General features: G+C 43.8%; 12 protein-coding genes and 1 pseudogene. 8 read left to right on the forward strand and 5 right to left on the reverse strand.

Translation table 11 applies throughout. The annotated features are described in order from the left end of the window. Positions 1–80: 80 nt before the first annotated feature. The 5 genes from SNE25_RS14655 (at position 81) to SNE25_RS14675 (ending at position 3,856) form a co-directional block, all read left to right on the forward strand. Complete coding sequence (locus tag SNE25_RS14655) at positions 81–1,055, forward strand: ABC transporter substrate-binding protein (RefSeq protein ID WP_321565851.1); 975 nt, start codon at positions 81–83, stop codon at positions 1,053–1,055. Further along, positions 1,056–1,925: an ABC transporter permease gene (locus SNE25_RS14660; RefSeq protein ID WP_321565852.1), complete on the forward strand. Its 870-nt coding sequence runs from the start codon at positions 1,056–1,058 to the stop codon at positions 1,923–1,925. Further along, complete coding sequence (locus SNE25_RS14665) at positions 1,922–2,671, forward strand: ABC transporter ATP-binding protein (protein WP_321565853.1); 750 nt, start codon at positions 1,922–1,924, stop codon at positions 2,669–2,671. Before SNE25_RS14660 ends, SNE25_RS14665 begins: the two co-directional genes overlap by 4 nt. Then, positions 2,646–2,948, forward strand: a complete 303-nt coding sequence (locus SNE25_RS14670) for a hypothetical protein (RefSeq protein ID WP_321565854.1) — start codon at positions 2,646–2,648, stop codon at positions 2,946–2,948. The genes SNE25_RS14665 and SNE25_RS14670 overlap by 26 nt, the downstream gene beginning before the upstream one ends. A gap of 386 nt (positions 2,949–3,334) precedes the next feature. Beyond that, positions 3,335–3,856, forward strand: coding sequence for a tetratricopeptide repeat protein (locus SNE25_RS14675; RefSeq protein WP_321565855.1), 522 nt, complete (start codon positions 3,335–3,337; stop codon positions 3,854–3,856). 26 nt (positions 3,857–3,882) lie between these two features. On the opposite strand, the gene SNE25_RS14680 is transcribed toward SNE25_RS14675, so the two are convergent. Both SNE25_RS14680 and SNE25_RS14685 read right to left on the reverse strand, forming a co-directional pair. Continuing rightward, the gene (locus tag SNE25_RS14680; RefSeq protein WP_321565856.1) at positions 3,883–4,338 is read right to left on the reverse strand and encodes a c-type cytochrome; all 456 of its coding nucleotides are present in this window, start codon (positions 4,336–4,338) and stop codon (positions 3,883–3,885) included. Beyond that, positions 4,338–5,651 carry a PQQ-dependent sugar dehydrogenase gene (locus tag SNE25_RS14685; RefSeq protein WP_321565857.1) on the reverse strand — a complete coding sequence of 438 codons (1,314 nt, stop codon included), beginning with the start codon at positions 5,649–5,651 and terminating at the stop codon, positions 4,338–4,340. Before SNE25_RS14685 ends, SNE25_RS14680 begins: the two co-directional genes overlap by 1 nt. A 260-nt stretch (positions 5,652–5,911) precedes the next feature. Between SNE25_RS14685 and SNE25_RS14690 the strand changes: the two genes are divergently transcribed. The 3 genes from SNE25_RS14690 to SNE25_RS14700 all read left to right on the forward strand — a co-directional run bounded on the left by SNE25_RS14690 (position 5,912) and on the right by SNE25_RS14700 (position 11,462). Further along, positions 5,912–6,604: a hypothetical protein gene (locus SNE25_RS14690; RefSeq protein WP_321565858.1), complete on the forward strand. Its 693-nt coding sequence runs from the start codon at positions 5,912–5,914 to the stop codon at positions 6,602–6,604. Positions 6,605–6,842: 238 nt separating this feature from the next. Beyond that, entirely contained in the window at positions 6,843–7,856 is a 1,014-nt protein-coding gene (locus SNE25_RS14695; RefSeq protein WP_321565859.1) for a LacI family DNA-binding transcriptional regulator, read from the forward strand. A gap of 222 nt (positions 7,857–8,078) precedes the next feature. Then, positions 8,079–11,462, forward strand: coding sequence for an ABC transporter permease (locus SNE25_RS14700; protein ID WP_321565860.1), 3,384 nt, complete (start codon positions 8,079–8,081; stop codon positions 11,460–11,462). Between the two features lie 91 nt (positions 11,463–11,553). Here the strand turns inward: SNE25_RS14700 and SNE25_RS14705 are convergent, their stop codons facing one another. The 3 genes and pseudogenes from SNE25_RS14705 to SNE25_RS14715 all read right to left on the reverse strand — a co-directional run. Beyond that, positions 11,554–12,237 (reverse strand): arylesterase, encoded by a 684-nt coding sequence (locus SNE25_RS14705; protein WP_321565861.1) that lies wholly within the window; start codon positions 12,235–12,237, stop codon positions 11,554–11,556. Positions 12,238–12,242: 5 nt separating this feature from the next. Further along, positions 12,243–14,801 (reverse strand): ABC transporter permease, encoded by a 2,559-nt coding sequence (locus tag SNE25_RS14710; RefSeq protein WP_321565862.1) that lies wholly within the window; start codon positions 14,799–14,801, stop codon positions 12,243–12,245. 6 nt (positions 14,802–14,807) lie between these two features. Further along, positions 14,808–15,449, reverse strand: a pseudogene (locus SNE25_RS14715) (ABC transporter ATP-binding protein); the annotation flags it as partial. Positions 15,450–15,582 lie beyond the last annotated feature (133 nt).

Consider the following 15,582-nt stretch of genomic DNA (forward strand, 5'->3'; position numbering starts at 1 on the left):
GCATGTTAGTTTTTGTAAAACTAATTTCACCTTTTACCGTTCTGCTTTTACCTTTAGGGGCAATTATATAACTTAGTAAAATGAAGTTTCTTAAATATTTACCTGTTGCGTTTTTACTTATCTCTATAGTATCCTGCAAACCCAAACCAAAATCTGTTTCGGTGCCGGTAGTTGGTTTTGTGGATGCTTTTGAGGATGCCACCATAGCGCAGGCCCGTACAGGGTTTGCCGATGCCTTAAAAAAGGAAGGCTTTAGTGAAGACAAAAAAACGGTGCAGATAGAATACCGTAACGCGCAGGGCAATATTCCAACGCTTACCCAAATAGTTAACTACTTTGTATCAGAAAAGGTTGATCTGTTGGCTACCAGCACTACGCTGGCAACCGTAACCGCTCTGCAAAACACCAAAACTATCCCGGTTTTTGCCATGGTATCGCCAGTGCCGGAGCGAATGAAAGTTGTTGACGCGCATGGTAAAGCGCCTGCCAATCTTTTCGGTGCGCTTGAGGATCTTAACTACATTGACACTTCATTTGCTATCATTCCCAAATTGCTGAAACCTAAGGGTGCAAAACTGGTAATTGGCATGATCTATAACCAGTCCGAACCGCAATCAACAGATGCGCTTAACCGCATTAAGGAATTGGCTGCAAAACAAAATGTAACTATTGTGGCCCTGCCGCTTAATACATCTGCCGAGGCCCAATTGGTTACGCAATCATTATTAAGCAAAAACATCGACGCTTTTTTTGCCAATCCGGATAACACGGTTTTCGCGTCGTTTGAAACCATACTCAAAAGTTGCAATCAAAAAAATATTCCCATATTCACCAGCGAAGCCGGTTTGGTTCAGCGTGGCGCGGTAGCGGCTTTCGGTGCAGATATTTATCAGTGGGGATACCAGGCAGGGGAGCAGGCGGCATATTTTCTGAAAAACCATAAAACCGATGGTCTGGCACCAGAAATGGTAAAGATCAGAAAGAGGGTATATAACCCAGCAGCAGCTAAAAAGTATAACATTGTTATTCCGTCAGATTTCGAGGCTGTTAAATAAATGGATTTTTACCTTACCGCATTATTACAGGGACTTTGTTTTTCGGCGCTTGCGTTGGGTATTTATATCTCTATGAAGATATTTAACATACCCGATATAACTACCGATGGAAGCTACACCCTTGGTGGCGCGGTTACCGGAGTAATGCTCACCCAACACCAGTCGCCTTATATAATTTTACCTGCGGTAATTATTGCAGGTGGGGTAGCCGGAGCATTAACCGGGCTAATTCATACCAAGCTAAAAATAAACGCCCTGCTGGCCGGCATTTTGGTCATGTACGGGCTTTATTCTGTAAACTTAACCATACTGGGACGCTCCAATTTACCACTTATCAACGTGCCATCATTGTTTTCGTTATTGGACTTGGTTACTGATCCTAATCAGAACACCTTTTGGATACTGGCAGTATTTGTTATCGTGATCACCTTTTTAATAGGTTATTTACTCAAAACAGATTTTGGGATAGCCATGCGGGCAACAGGTAACAGCGAATCCATGATCAGGGCCCTGGGGGTAAATACCGATAGAATGAAAATTACCGGACTGGCGCTGGCAAATGCCCTTACCGCGCTTAGCGGGTATTTGATTGTACAGTTTCAGGGTTTTGCCGATATCAGCATGGGCATAGGCATTGTGATAGTAGGGTTGGGTTCGGTTATCATTGCCGAAACGCTTATCAATTGGTTCAAAATAACAAGTGTATGGCTTAGTTTGGTATTGGTGTTGGTTGGTGCTGTGGTATTTCAATTGGTTTTGGCCTTTACGTTAGCTATCGGAGTTGATGCCAATCTGCTTAAAATAGTTACCGCTGGTTTTGTATTGTTAATAGTTGGTTTACCACGTCTATCATTATTAAAAGCATCATGATAGCTATTAACGATATTCATAAAGCTTTTAATAAAGGTAAGGCTAACCAGGTAAACGCGGTTAACGGTATCAGCCTCAAAATTACGGATGGTGAATTTCTGGTGATTGTGGGTTCCAATGGTTCGGGCAAAACCACCTTGCTTAACCTGGTGGCTGGAAGTGTGTTGCCGGATGCAGGCAGTATCAACATTGACAATAACAATGTAAGTAAACTAGCCGATTACAGGCGCAGCCAGTGGATAGCCCGTGTTTTCCAGAGCCCCATGAGCGGTACTGCATCTGACCTGAGTATTCTGGATAATTTCAGGCTGGCGGCTATTCGTACCAAACATAAGGGCCTCTCAATAGGTATCAATGATGCTTTTAAGCAAGAGGTAAAAGGGAAGATAGCAACGCTCGGTATGGGCCTCGAAAATAAGATCGATCAGCCAATGGGCACGCTTTCCGGCGGGCAGCGACAGGCATTAACCTTGCTGATGAGCGTGATGGACAGTTGCAAGGTATTATTGCTTGATGAACCTACAGCCGCGCTCGACCCCCGGTCGGCCGATGTAGTGATGCGTACTGCCGATAAACTGATAGCTGATTTTAAACTGACTGCCATATTGATCACCCATAACCTGAAAGATGCCTTTAACTACGGAACACGCGTTATACAAATGAGCGAAGGGCTGGTACTAAGAGATCTGAACAACAAACAAAAGTCAGATTTAAAGCAAAATGATCTTTTTGATTGGTTTGCCTGAAAAATGGCAAAGAAATTGTATGGTGAATGGTACTATGAAGAACAATAATTTTGAAGCCATACTCGATGCTTACCAGTTAGTAAGCGGAGCCAAGATAAAAGGGAAAAAACAAGACGAAATATTTGAACTAGGTACTTATGATGCTATTAAAAGGGGATACACCCTGTATCCTTTAGAGCATGGTATTAAGTACGATGACTTTAGTGTTATCATTTCTGAAAAAGAATTAAAGAATAATTTTTTGATTGAAGGAGCAAAGGCTGCTATAGCTGCTTAATTCAAAGCAAGGGAGACGCATGTAATGCGCCTCTACGAGTTTGTGCTATTATAGAGACGCATCACATGCGTCTCTATAAGTTCATGCTGTTATAGAAGCGCATCACATGAGTCTATCAACTATCTCTTCATCAGCCTTGTTTCTACCCATTTTGCATTCTCAGGCAATAAGCGTATTTTTGTAAAAAAATAAATGATGCTGTTTAATAATTCATTCTGCGTAAAAAACGTGATGTGGTCTTTGGGGGCACGGCAGAAGAGTTATGCATCAATGTTACTCTTCGCAAGTCCGGTTTAGCAAATATCTTTTACACCCGGCAGAATTTTACATCATTATTTATTGAATTTAAAGTTTGCATCAGGCAAGCTTAGTACACTATTAAATTTATGGACACTTATTATACTATCGAAGAAAAGTATCTGCAGGCCCTTGACAAATTATCATACGGAAAAACTACCAAAGGACTAAAGTTACTGAACGAGATTATCAGCAATGACCCTTTATACGCGCGTGCACATCACCAGTTAGGCATTATATATTATTACGAAATTAAAGATTACCAAACGGCAGGTTATCATTTTAAAACCTGTATGGAGCTTGAACCTTCATTCCCGGATAATTATATACACTATCTTGATCTGCTTGTGTTTTTGAACATGGAGAAAACGGTGCTCAGTGTATCGGCCAAGGCCTTGAACACTACAGGGGTTGATACAGCGGGCATTTATGAATTGCTGGGCCTGTTTTATGAAAAGAACAAGCAATGGGCAAATGCCATGACTAACTATCATAAAGCATTTATGGATGTAACCCATAATAAAGACAAGGCAGATATTGAACAAAGCCTTAAACGCGTACGCTCAAAAATGGAACATACATTGGCTTACACTTATCATATTACTGAATAAGGAGCCTAAATCTTCTTCAAGAGCCTTTAGCTCTTTTTATTATTCGCTCTTACAGTCTTAACCTGGGCTACCGTGATGGCCGGGGCTTTATTGCCAAAGCTGTTGCGTACAAAAGTTAGTACATTAGCAATTTCCTCGTCCTTTAAAAAATCATGAGAGGCCATGCTGTTAGAGTATGTTTCTCCATTGATTTCCACATCTTCATTAAAGCCGTTTAAAACAATTTTTATAAGTTTTGTTTTATCGCCTAAAACATAGGTGGTTTTAACCAGAGGCGGATTCATGTGCGGTACACCCAAACCATCGGCCTGGTGGCACGATACGCAATATTGGCTGAACACTTTTTGTCCGGCGGCTATGGAAGCCTTCAACCCAAGAGGCCTGCTTTTTTTTAAAGGAGCTTTATGTTTGGTTTGTGCGTGCAAACCGGCAGCGAGTAATACAAATGTTAGTATTAGAAAAGGGGCTTTTTTTAAGTCCATTATTGTTTTTTATAAGTTATTTTGTAAATAGTTCCCTGGTTATCGTCGGTTACATAAATTGATCCATCAGGGCCTTGCGCCAATCCGCATGGGCGATGATCGGCACGGCCCGACGCTGTATTTGCGGCAGAGCCTGCAAAACCATTGGCAAATACTTCCCATTGGCCGGATGGTTTTCCATCTTTAAACGGTTGAAACACCACAAAGTAGCCTGCCTGTGGTTCAGGTGCGCGGTTCCACGAACCATGAAAAGCTATAAAAGCGCCATTCTTGTATTTTTCGGGGAACTGGTCGCCGGTATAAAACAGTAAACCGTTAGGGGCAAGGTGACCAGGGAAAGCTGCCACCGGATCAATAGCATCCTGACCGCCTTCTTTTTTACCATCACCGCCATATTCGGGCATTAATATTTTCTTATGCTGTTCCTGATCATAGTACATATAAGGCCAGCCGGCATTGTCCCCTTTTTTTAGCGCATACATACACTCGGCAGGTAAAATGGCTGATTGCTGGGTGGTAAACATATCGGGGAACAGATCATGTAACTGATCGCGGCCATGCTGCATTACAAAAAGCTGGTTGTTTTGCTGGTTCCAGTCGAGCCCGACAACATTACGCAGACCTGTGGCATAACGTACGCCATCGCCATAATGCTGGTTAAGTTTATCGGCCTTAAACTGCCATATACCACCAGCCGAATCTAAAATAGGGCAGCCTTTTTGACCCGGAGAACCCTTTTTACGATCTTCTATCTGGCAGGAGTTAGAGTAAGCACCTATGTTTACATAAATGTTGCCATCGTTATCAAGCGTAATGGCTTTGGCTTCATGTTCGCGACGACTTAACAGGCCGGTAACAATTTTTTCGGGCTGATCGGGGCTGATCACCTCATTTTGCGCATTCAGTTTATAACGGAATACCTCCTCATCTGACGAGGCATACAGATATCCATTTTTAACATAAACGCCGGTGCCGCCATAAGTGCCAAAGCCAGTTTTTACCGTTGCTTTATCGCCTTCCTGATGTAAAAATAAAATGCTTTTGCCGTTTTTGGCACGGCTTAATTTAACATAAATATCGTTTTGCGGGGTAAGGGCAATTTCACGTGTACCGCCAAGTTTGTCGGCAATAATGGCCGCGTTAAACCCTGCGGGTAATTTCAATCCTGCACCACCATCTGTTATTGGCGAGTTAGTACCCGGATTGGAATTATTGTGATTAGCAGGATCATTGCTTTTGCAGGCGTTAAACACTATAAATCCAACTACGGCCATAAGCGGCAGTAATACGGAGCGCAATTTTCTGTTCTTCATGGCAATTAATTTACGGTTATCAAATTAAATAAATATACAGTGAATCAGGAAATCTGTTTTGTAGTAATGCTATGACAAAGACATTTATTCATAGATACGGTAACGTAAACGCTATGAGATAATGCTTTTGAAATTAAATTCTATTTATAAGTTAAGTGCTAAAATAAAATTCTGTTTTATAATGATTTAAGCACAGGTAATTAAAACGGATTAAACCATTGCTTTGGTAAGCCGTCATAACTGTATAAAATTTAACAATTATGAAGAAGTTAATTATATTATCAGCAATAGCAATGGGCGCCGTGTTTTATACTAATAACGCAAGTGCTCAAATATCTATACATCTGGGTGTAAACATTCCTGTGCACCGTGTATATGTACCCGCCCCGCGCCCGGTAGTGGTTGAAGAAGCCCCTGTTTATGATGATGCAGATTACGGCGATGATTATTATTATCTGCCAGAGGTAGAGGCTTACTATAGCGTTCCTAACCACTGTTACTATTATAATAACGGAAGCGCCTGGATCAGCGCGGCTTATTTGCCCGGAGCCTACAGGGATTATAACTGGCGCACTGCTGTAAGGTATGAAGTACGTGCCTCACGCCCTTACCTGCGCCACGATTTTTACAGGTCAAGATGGGGTGGTTATGCCGGCGACCGCAACAACTGGGCGCACCGTTTCGACAGAAGGTATAACGGTGGCGGATATGCTTATCAAAACCACGATAATCGCGGATGGGGCAGGGATGATCACAACCGCGGCAACTGGAATAACAGGTCAAATGACGATCACAACCGCGGTAATTGGAATAACAGACCAAATCAAAATGATAACCGCAACCGTGGTAACTGGGGCGGCCAGCATTCAGACAATCATAACAACGGCGGACGTGATCGCGGTAACAACGAACACTTTGCGCAAAACAGGATAGGTTATGGTGTGCGTCACTAAAATAACAGTATTGTAATTAGCTTTAAAATTCAATCTCAATATATATTTTAGGGAGACCGCCTGTTATGGGCGGTCTTTTTTTGTGGGTTTTTATTTTTGCTTCTTTTCACTCTTTACGGATGTTTAATGTGATAATCATTATTTGACTTTTTATTCATATTTATAATCAACTTATACTCAAAAGGCTCTTTTGTGTTTCCATTTATATCATATATTTGGATAAATAACATTAAGGATTTTGAAGAAGAAATTATCTATTGTTGATATTGCCAATAGCCTGAACATATCTAAAACAACCGTCTCGTTCATTTTAAATGGCCGGGCACGGGAAAAAAGAATAAGTGAAGAGCTGGTGGAACGTGTTTTAAAATATGTTAAAGAGGTTGGCTATAAACCAAACTCACTGGCTAAAAGTTTACGTACGGGAAAATCAAATACTATAGGTTTATTGGTGCAGGATATATCCAATAACTTTTATGCTACCATTGCCCGCCAAATAGAAGATCTGGCGTATAAAAACGGTTATAAAATTATTTACAGCAGTACCGAAAACGACACCCAAAAAACCCAGGAGCTGATAGCCATGTTTCGCGACCGGCATGTTGATGGTTATATTATTGTGCCGCCCGAAGGTATTGAAGAGGATATCCGCTCCCTGATTAAGGATGGCCTGCCGGTGGTGATGTTTGATGGATATATACCCAAAGTGAAAACCGATTATGTAGTGGTTGATAATTTATTCAGTACCTATAACGCTACCCGGTATCTGGTTGATAAGGGGCATAAGCATATTGCTTTTATCACCTTTAAATCCGGACAAACCCAAATGATAGAGCGGCTTGATGGTTACAAACAGGCTATGAAGGAGAGTAAAAATCCAACGCTTATTAAAGAGATTGATTTTTTACAGGAAGATAAGCCGATGATAGACCCGGTGCGTGATTTTTTGAATGAACACAAGGAAATTGATGCCATTTTGTTTGGGAATAACCGCCTCAGTATTTTCGGTCTTAAAGTTCTCAGAGATTTGAACAAACGGGTACCCGAGGATGTTGCTTTAATTTCTTTTGACGATTATGAGTTTTTTGAATTGTACAATCCATCTGTAACGGCTATAGCACAACCCATTGGCGATATTGCCGACAATGTGATCAATATATTATTACGACGGCTGAACACATCAAACGACAATGATTCAAAAGAGCATATTACCTTACATACAACATTAAAAATCCGGAAGTCTACAGAGTAATTATTGAATTACATGGTGAAGAAAACTTACGTTCATCATTATTCATTGAGCTTGGTTCTTCGACACTTTTGGTAGTGAATGAAACCGCTTCTTTTTTTACCTGTGTTTCAAATCAAACTGCTCTGGGTTCGCCTTGATTACAAAAGGCAATTCCTTTCCCGTATAATTGTTATTTATCAATAATTTGTTATTTTGGAATAAAAATCGCAATCAGCGTATTACTTGAATCCAACCCTATTTCATATCAGCTGGTATAACCTGGTGGCGGTGGGAATATTTTTCGCTGGGCTGACACTTGCGCTGCTTTCAGGATTTGCGCAAAGGCCTAATCGTGCTGCGAACCGGTTTCTGGCGATGGCGCTTGGCCTGACCGTATCGGTGTTAGCAGGGTTGCCCGTATCGTGTTTGCTAGCGCTCGGGCCGCTGCTCTATTTTTACGTACGCCGGCTGACACAACCGGAGTGGCGGCTCAACCGAAAAGATTTATGGCAGCTATGTTCGTTGGTTCTCATCACTTTCGCACCGCGGTGGCTGATCTTTTCCTCCGTTCTGCCGTATCTGTTCCTGTCACATCGCCTGATACAACAGTATTATAACCGCCTTCAGCCGGTGCTGATGGACAAATCCCGTTTTGCTTTTCGCTGGCTCGACCGCGTACTCTGGTTGCTCGCTGTGTTGTGTATCATCTGGCTATTTAACGATTTTGCCGGTATTGGTGTCGCAATAACCCTGATCGGCGTGACAGCAGCGGTGCTATTAAAGCGGGATGAAATCAACCTGCTGCAAGCGCCGGCAGCCAGACCGGAAGGAATACAGAAAAAAGGCAGATGGCTGAAAGAACAGATGCTCGCCGGACGTTTCTATACGGACGCCGAGCTGACCTTGGCTTCGCTCGCGGTCAAATTAGGTATCCATCCGCATGAATTGTCCCGGATTATCAATCTGGGGTTGAAGAAGAGTTTCAGCGACTTTATTAACGAATTACGGGTCAGAGAAGTAGCCCGGAAAATGCAGGAACCAATATATGACCGACTGACACTGCTGGGCATCGCCTGGGAATCCGGCTTTAATTCGAAAACAACCTTTAACCGCGTTTTCAAAGAAATCACCGGTAAAACGCCGCTGGAGTTTAAAAATACCTTAAAAAAAGAAGTGCCAATTGATAAGTTGGTACTTCGTTCAACCACGAGCCCGGTAATATTGCACCACGAAAAACGCAATTTTATGATCCGGAATTATTTTAAGATAGCTTGGCGCAGCCTGCTGAACAACAGCGTATCCTCTTTCATTAATTTATCCTGCCTTTCTATCGGCATGGCCGTAGCCATGCTGATCGGGCTTTGGATCTATGATGAGGTTTCCTATAACCGCTCCTATGCACATTATGACCGGATCGCTCAGGTGATGGTTCATGCCACGTATGACGGTACAATCAACACCATCAGTTCCAATCCTTTGCCCCTTGCCGCGGAACTGCGGTCCACGTACGGCAACAATTTTAAACAGGTAGTCGTCTCGACCGCTACGGAACAGCACCGGATCGTTTCGGGTGACAAGCAATTTGACGAATCCGGCAGGTACATGGAACCAAGTGTAACCGGTATGCTTACGCTAAAAATGAACTACAGGTCCCGCGCAGGCCTCGACGAACCCAATACTATCCTGCTTTCGCAGCACCTGTCAAAGAAGTTGTTCGGGGAGGCCGACCCGGTCGGACAGATCATCAGTATCGATAAAAAGCAAACGGTCAAAGTCACCGGGGTTTACGAGGATCAGCCCGACAATTCCGAATTCAGGGACCTCGGCTTTATCGCGCCTTTTGACCTGTATCTCGCCGCGCATGACTGGGCCCGCAAGACAGAAAATAACTGGAGCAGTCAATTTGTGATGATCTACACCGAATTGAATGACCATACTCGCCTTGACCAGGTCTCGGCAAAGATCAGGGACAGTAAATTAAGTCATGTGAGCGGCGAACAGGCAGTGCGCAAGCCCATTGTGTTCCTGCAACCGATGAGCCGCTGGCATTTATACAATCAATTTGAGAACGGGGTAAACGTGCGCAGCGAGGCCTTGAAATATGTATGGTTCTATGGCATTATCGGCGTATTTGTGTTACTGTTAGCCTGTATCAATTTTATGAACCTGAGTACCGCCCGCAGTGAGCGGCGCGCGAAAGAAGTGGGTATCCGTAAGGTGATCGGCTCAGGCCGCGGCCAGCTCGTCGCGCAATTTTATACTGAGTCGGTGCTGCTGGCCTTTTTAGGATTTGTACTGGCCATTGCCCTGGTGGCTTTGAGCTTACCCTGGTTTAATGGCATTGCTGGTAAAGCGATGGATATACCCTGGGCAAACCCGCTTTTCTGGCTCAGCGGGCTCAGCTTTGCTTTAGTAACGGGTTTACTTGCCGGTAGCTACCCGGCGCTTTATCTGTCGGCTTTTAAACCGATCAAAGTGCTCAAGGGCAACTTTCGTGTCGGCCCCCAGGCCGCAGTTCCACGACAGGTGCTGGTCGTCTTACAGTTTACCGTCTCCATCGCCCTCATCATCGGAACGATCGTTGTTTACCAGCAGATCCGTTTTGCCCAGGACCGTCAGGTCGGTTACTCGCGTAAAGACCTGGTCAGTATCAATCTCGCCGGGGAGATGCAGGCTAAATATGACGTACTCCATAACGAACTGAAATCTGCAGGTGCGGTAATGGACATGGCGGAATCCTCCAGTCCGCTCACCAGCATCTGGTCGACCAGCACAGATTTCGACTGGCCGAGCAAGGCGCCGGATGTGAAGCAAGAGTTCGGCACGATAGCGGTCAGCAGTACATACGGTAAAACGGTCGGCTGGCAGTTTTCGTCCGGAAGAGATTTTATCGCTGCCTCAACGAGCGATTCCAGCGCATTTGTGATCAACGAGACCGCTGTTAAAGCGATGGCACTGAAAGACCCGTTGAATGCCGTGATCAAATCCGGCGGGGAAAGCTATCGCGTTATCGGTGTCGCCAAGGATATGGTGATGGAATCCCCCTTCAAACCGGCCTCGCCAACCCTCTTTTTTCTCAAAGGCGACCGGAACTGCCTGTTGCTCAAATTAAACCCGGCTTTAAGCGCGCAGGCAGCACTTGGAAAAGTGCTGAATGTTTTTAAGCGGGTCGCGCCCGGCACCCCGGTTGATTTTAAATTCGTGGATGAAGCCTATGCCGCTAAGTTCGCTGCAGAAGTACGGATCGGCAACCTGGCGGGTTGTTTTGCCGGGCTGGCGATACTCATCAGCTGTCTGGGTCTGTTTGGCATGGCCTCCTTTATGGCCGAGCAGCGCATCAAAGAAACGGGTATCCGAAAAATTTTGGGCGCATCGGTATTTAACTTATGGTATTCACAGGCGCTTGGTTTCGTTAAACTTGTCCTTGCGGCATTCTTGATCGCTGCACCATTGGCCTGGTATTTCATGCATAACTGGCTTGATAATTATCAGTACCGCATTTCTTTATCCTGGTGGATATTTGTAATTGCCGGCGGCGGGACGGTTTGCCTAACCTTGTTAACGGTGAGTTATCAAGCGGTTAAAACAGCGCTGACCAGTCCTGTAAAAAGCCTGAGGAATGAATAAGTTTGTGGCAAACTATAGGCTATAGTGGTTGTTCCGGCATGAATGGCGGCTCCCAAGAGGTCATCAAAAAAAGATTTTATTATTCATAAGCTTACAACAGATTTTTCAGCACCACCCATACGTTTTCGGCTGCAATTTTAGCGCCCTGTGCGGTGGGATGAATGCCATCACCCTGGTTTAAAGCGGGAATGCCGGCCACATCTTTCAAAAGGAACGGCACAAGCGCAGTATTGTTTTTTGCTGAAAGAGTGGGGAATACCGACTTGAATTTATTAGAATAGTCGGCACCCATGTTTGGCGGTACCATCATGCCAAGCAATACAATTTTCACCTGCGGGTATTTGGCTTTTACTTTATCAATAATGCTTTGCAGGTTTTTACTGGTTTCGTCTACCGGGATACCCCGCAGGCCGTCATTGGCGCCAAGTTCCAGCAGGAAAATATCTACTTTTTGTTTCAACAGCCAACTGATACGGCTATTTCCTCCGGCAGTTGTTTCACCGCTCAGGCCTGCGTTTACTACACGGTAAGGTAGTTTCAGGGAGTCTATCTTATTTTTAATAACACCCGGAAAGGCTTCAGACGGATCATCCAGGCCATATCCGGCAGTAAGGCTGTTACCAAAAAAGACAATGGTTTTTAAGGTAGATGTATCCGCCTGTGCAACTGCCGGTTTATTTTGCGAAGCCGTATCATCTGCGGGTTTCTTTTTTTCGCCGCATGCCGCTAAAGCCATTACTGCTAATAGTACGATTGTTAACCTTAATTTGTGCATAGTAATTAAGCGTTGGTCCTTAATATTTCCAGAGGTGGTTTGTCTAAAACGTCTCTGCTATTTAACAAGCCAATGATAACGGTTAGTATGGATATAACGAAAAATAATATTACAGCGGGTAAATAGCTTACCGTATAAGGTATTTCAAAACTGTATTTAGCCAGTAACCAGCTGCCTCCGAAGGCGATCAATATTCCGGTAAGCGCCGATAAACTGCCTAAAAAGAGATATTCCAATGCGGTAATAGTGAATATCTGTTTACGGCTTGCACCCAGGGTGCGTAGTAAAACGCTCTCCTGTATACGCTGGTATTTACTGATGCGTACCGATGCAACAAGTACTACAACGCCTGTTATAATGCTAAACGCGCTCATAAAACGTATCACATAACTTATTTTACTGAGCAACTCGTCAACCACACTTAAAATAAGGGCCAGATCAATGATGGATACATTCGGGAAGTTTCGCACAATTGCCCGCTGGAAAGCCGCTGATGCTTTATTTGACGGAACATGCGTAAGCAATACCTGGAACTGAGGAGCATCCTCCAATACACCGGTGGGGAAAACTATCTGGAAATTGGTTTGCACCTTACCCCAGTTTACTTTACGAATGCTGCTTACATAACCCGGCACTTGCACTCCCTGTACATTAAAAACCATTTTATCGCCAATTTTAAGATTAGCCCTTTTGGCCAGGTTTTCTTCAACCGATACAGGTACATCTTTATCCGGAGTGGCTTTGCCTATCCATGTGCCGTTGGTGAGTTTTTCTGAGCTTGAAAGTGAATCGCGGAAAGTTACCCGGTATTCATACGCAAATACCCCATGCGGAATTTTTATGGTAGTATCCTTTTGTAAATCGGTAGCGGTTTTGCCGTTAATCTGCTCAATGCGTAAGGTTACAATAGGTACTTGTTGCAATACAGGTAACCCCTGTTTACGGGTTAAATCGGCCACGGCATCTTTCTGACTGTTTTGTATATCAAACAATATCATGTTAGATTGATTGCCGCTTGATGATAGCTGTACCTGGCCTATCAATATATTCTGTATGAAAAATAATATACATATAAACATGGTACTCAGCCCGATAGATACTATTAGTATTAAGGTTTGATTGTTGGGCCGGTACAAATTGGCAAAGCCCTGTCGCCATAAATAACTCCATGATCCGTTGATGAGCAGCTTCATTATGCGCATTAAAAGCCATGCCACACCTGCCAGTATCATAAAGGCAATCAATATACCGAGGGTGAAAAATAAGCTTCCCAGCCAGCTATCCAGTTGTAAAAAGGTAAATCCGGTAACAAACAGCACAATTAAGGCATATACCAGCCAGCGCAGGGGATCGCGGGAAATGCCTGCATCATCAAAAGATAATCGCAAAGTGTTTAGCGGCGATATATTGCGCACCGATATCAGCGGTAACAATGCAAATAGTATGGATATGATTACACCTAATAAAATTCCCTGCCCAATAGCCATCCACGATATTTGTACAGATATGGTAAACGGCAGAAAATCTTTAAATATCAGCGGCAGTAAATGTTGTATCGCAGTACCCAAAATAGCGCCTGTAACAGAGCCGATGAGTCCTATACCCACTATCTGGATGAGGTATATTAAAAATGCTTCGGATGCTTTAACCCCGAGGCAACGCATAATAGCTATAGATGCAATTTTTTCGCGGACGTATATGTGAACTGCACTGGCCACGCCAACACAACCCAGCAGCAGGGCTACAAAACCAACCAATGATAAAAACTTGCTCAGATCGCCAAAATTGCGACCGGTGTTTTCCTTGCGGCTTTCAATAGTATCATACCTCATGCCCGCTTTATCAAGCACAGGATCGATTTTTTTGGTAAGCCTGTCCATATTTACAGGCCTGGTGAATTTGTAGTAAAAACTATAATTAACCCGGCTGCCAATTTTTAACAGCCCGGTTTGTTGCAGGTATTGCATGGGTATATAAACCACAGGGGCTATACCTGCCACCACACCGCTTTGGCCAGGGGCGCGGTTTAAAATTCCGGTAATTAAAAATAAGCTGTTGCCAATTTTTATAGAATCTCCAACACGGGCGTTAAATTGCAGCATCAGGGTTTTATCAACCAAAGCCATCTGTCCTTTTTTAAAGGTGGTTCCGGCTTGTATTGGAGTGGTTTCAATAGTGCCGTAGTAAGGAAAATCGCCCTGAAGCGCGCGTACCTGCACTAATCGTGTTCCCTTGCTTTTTGGAAAGTAAGCCATAGAAGCAAAACTGCGTTCCTGTGATCTTTTATCACCCAAAGAATCAAGCATCCGCTTTAGCGGAGCATCTGCCGGTTTGTTGCCCGATATAGCTAAATCGGCACCAATAAGGGTAGCAGCCTGCCCGTTTATATCGTTCTGAACATTGTATTTAAATGAATAAATAGCAACTAACGCGGCTATACCGAATACAATAGCAGATATAAAAAGGAATAATCGAGATCGGTTTTTACGACTATCGCGCCAGGCCATGTTAAACAGCCAACGGTAATTTATTTTTCGTTTATAATTAACAGAGCCGTTTTCCATAGCAACTTATCCATTAATTGTTTTTTCGTCGGCTATCAGCTGGCCGCCTTTTATCCTGATAATGCGTTGTGTTTTGGCTGCGAGCTCCAGATCATGCGTTACCATTACTAATGTAGTGCCCGCTTCTTTATTGAGATCAAAAATGAGTTTTACCACCTTTTCGCTTGTTTCGGCGTCAAGATTGCCCGTAGGCTCGTCGGCGAATAATATTTTAGGCGCGTTTGAAAATGCCCGGGCAAGTGATACCCGTTGCTGCTCGCCCCCCGATAGCTGGGAAGGGTAGTGGTGCCCTCTATCGGCCAGACCAACCTTATCAAGCAAATCAAGAGCCTTTAATTTGATGTTTTTTTCGTTGCGTAATTCTAACGGAACCATTACATTTTCCAGTGCCGTAAGGGTGGGCAGGAGCTGAAAATTCTGGAATATGAAGCCAACGTACTGATTTCGTACCTGCGCACGCTGGTCTTCGGTTAAATTGCTCAGGTTAATACTGTTTAGTTCTACCGTGCCCGAGCTTGACCGGTCAAGCCCGGCGCATAACCCCAATAGGGTAGTTTTGCCACTACCAGATGGCCCGACAATGGCATTGGTTGAACCTGTAGAAATAGTGAAATTAATATCATTGAGCACTGTTAATGTACGCCCGGCACTATGGTAGGTTTTACTAAGGGCGGCAATATTCAGAATTGTTTCCAAAAGATAAATGTTTATGGTATAGATGCGTTAGCGCATAATTTGTTACCGGATGTACTTGCGTAAATATTCAAGTATTATGCCATTT

It is taken from the genome of Mucilaginibacter sabulilitoris (genome assembly GCF_034262375.1).
In the GTDB taxonomy this organism is placed as follows: Bacteria; Bacteroidota; Bacteroidia; order Sphingobacteriales; family Sphingobacteriaceae; genus Mucilaginibacter; species Mucilaginibacter sabulilitoris.

Excerpts from the sequence above, each read along its gene's own strand:
- SNE25_RS14655 (WP_321565851.1), top strand. The coding sequence starts at position 81 with ATGAAGTTTCTTAAATATTTACCTGTTGCGTTTTTACTTATCTCTATA.
- SNE25_RS14660 (WP_321565852.1), top strand. The coding sequence starts at position 1,056 with ATGGATTTTTACCTTACCGCATTATTACAGGGACTTTGTTTTTCGGCG.
- SNE25_RS14665 (WP_321565853.1), top strand. The coding sequence starts at position 1,922 with ATGATAGCTATTAACGATATTCATAAAGCTTTTAATAAAGGTAAGGCT.
- SNE25_RS14670 (WP_321565854.1), top strand. The coding sequence starts at position 2,646 with ATGATCTTTTTGATTGGTTTGCCTGAAAAATGGCAAAGAAATTGTATG.
- SNE25_RS14675 (WP_321565855.1), top strand. The coding sequence starts at position 3,335 with ATGGACACTTATTATACTATCGAAGAAAAGTATCTGCAGGCCCTTGAC.
- SNE25_RS14680 (WP_321565856.1), bottom strand. The coding sequence starts at position 4,338 with ATGGACTTAAAAAAAGCCCCTTTTCTAATACTAACATTTGTATTACTC.
- SNE25_RS14685 (WP_321565857.1), bottom strand. The coding sequence starts at position 5,651 with ATGAAGAACAGAAAATTGCGCTCCGTATTACTGCCGCTTATGGCCGTA.
- SNE25_RS14690 (WP_321565858.1), top strand. The coding sequence starts at position 5,912 with ATGAAGAAGTTAATTATATTATCAGCAATAGCAATGGGCGCCGTGTTT.
- SNE25_RS14705 (WP_321565861.1), bottom strand. The coding sequence starts at position 12,237 with ATGCACAAATTAAGGTTAACAATCGTACTATTAGCAGTAATGGCTTTA.
- SNE25_RS14710 (WP_321565862.1), bottom strand. The coding sequence starts at position 14,801 with ATGGAAAACGGCTCTGTTAATTATAAACGAAAAATAAATTACCGTTGG.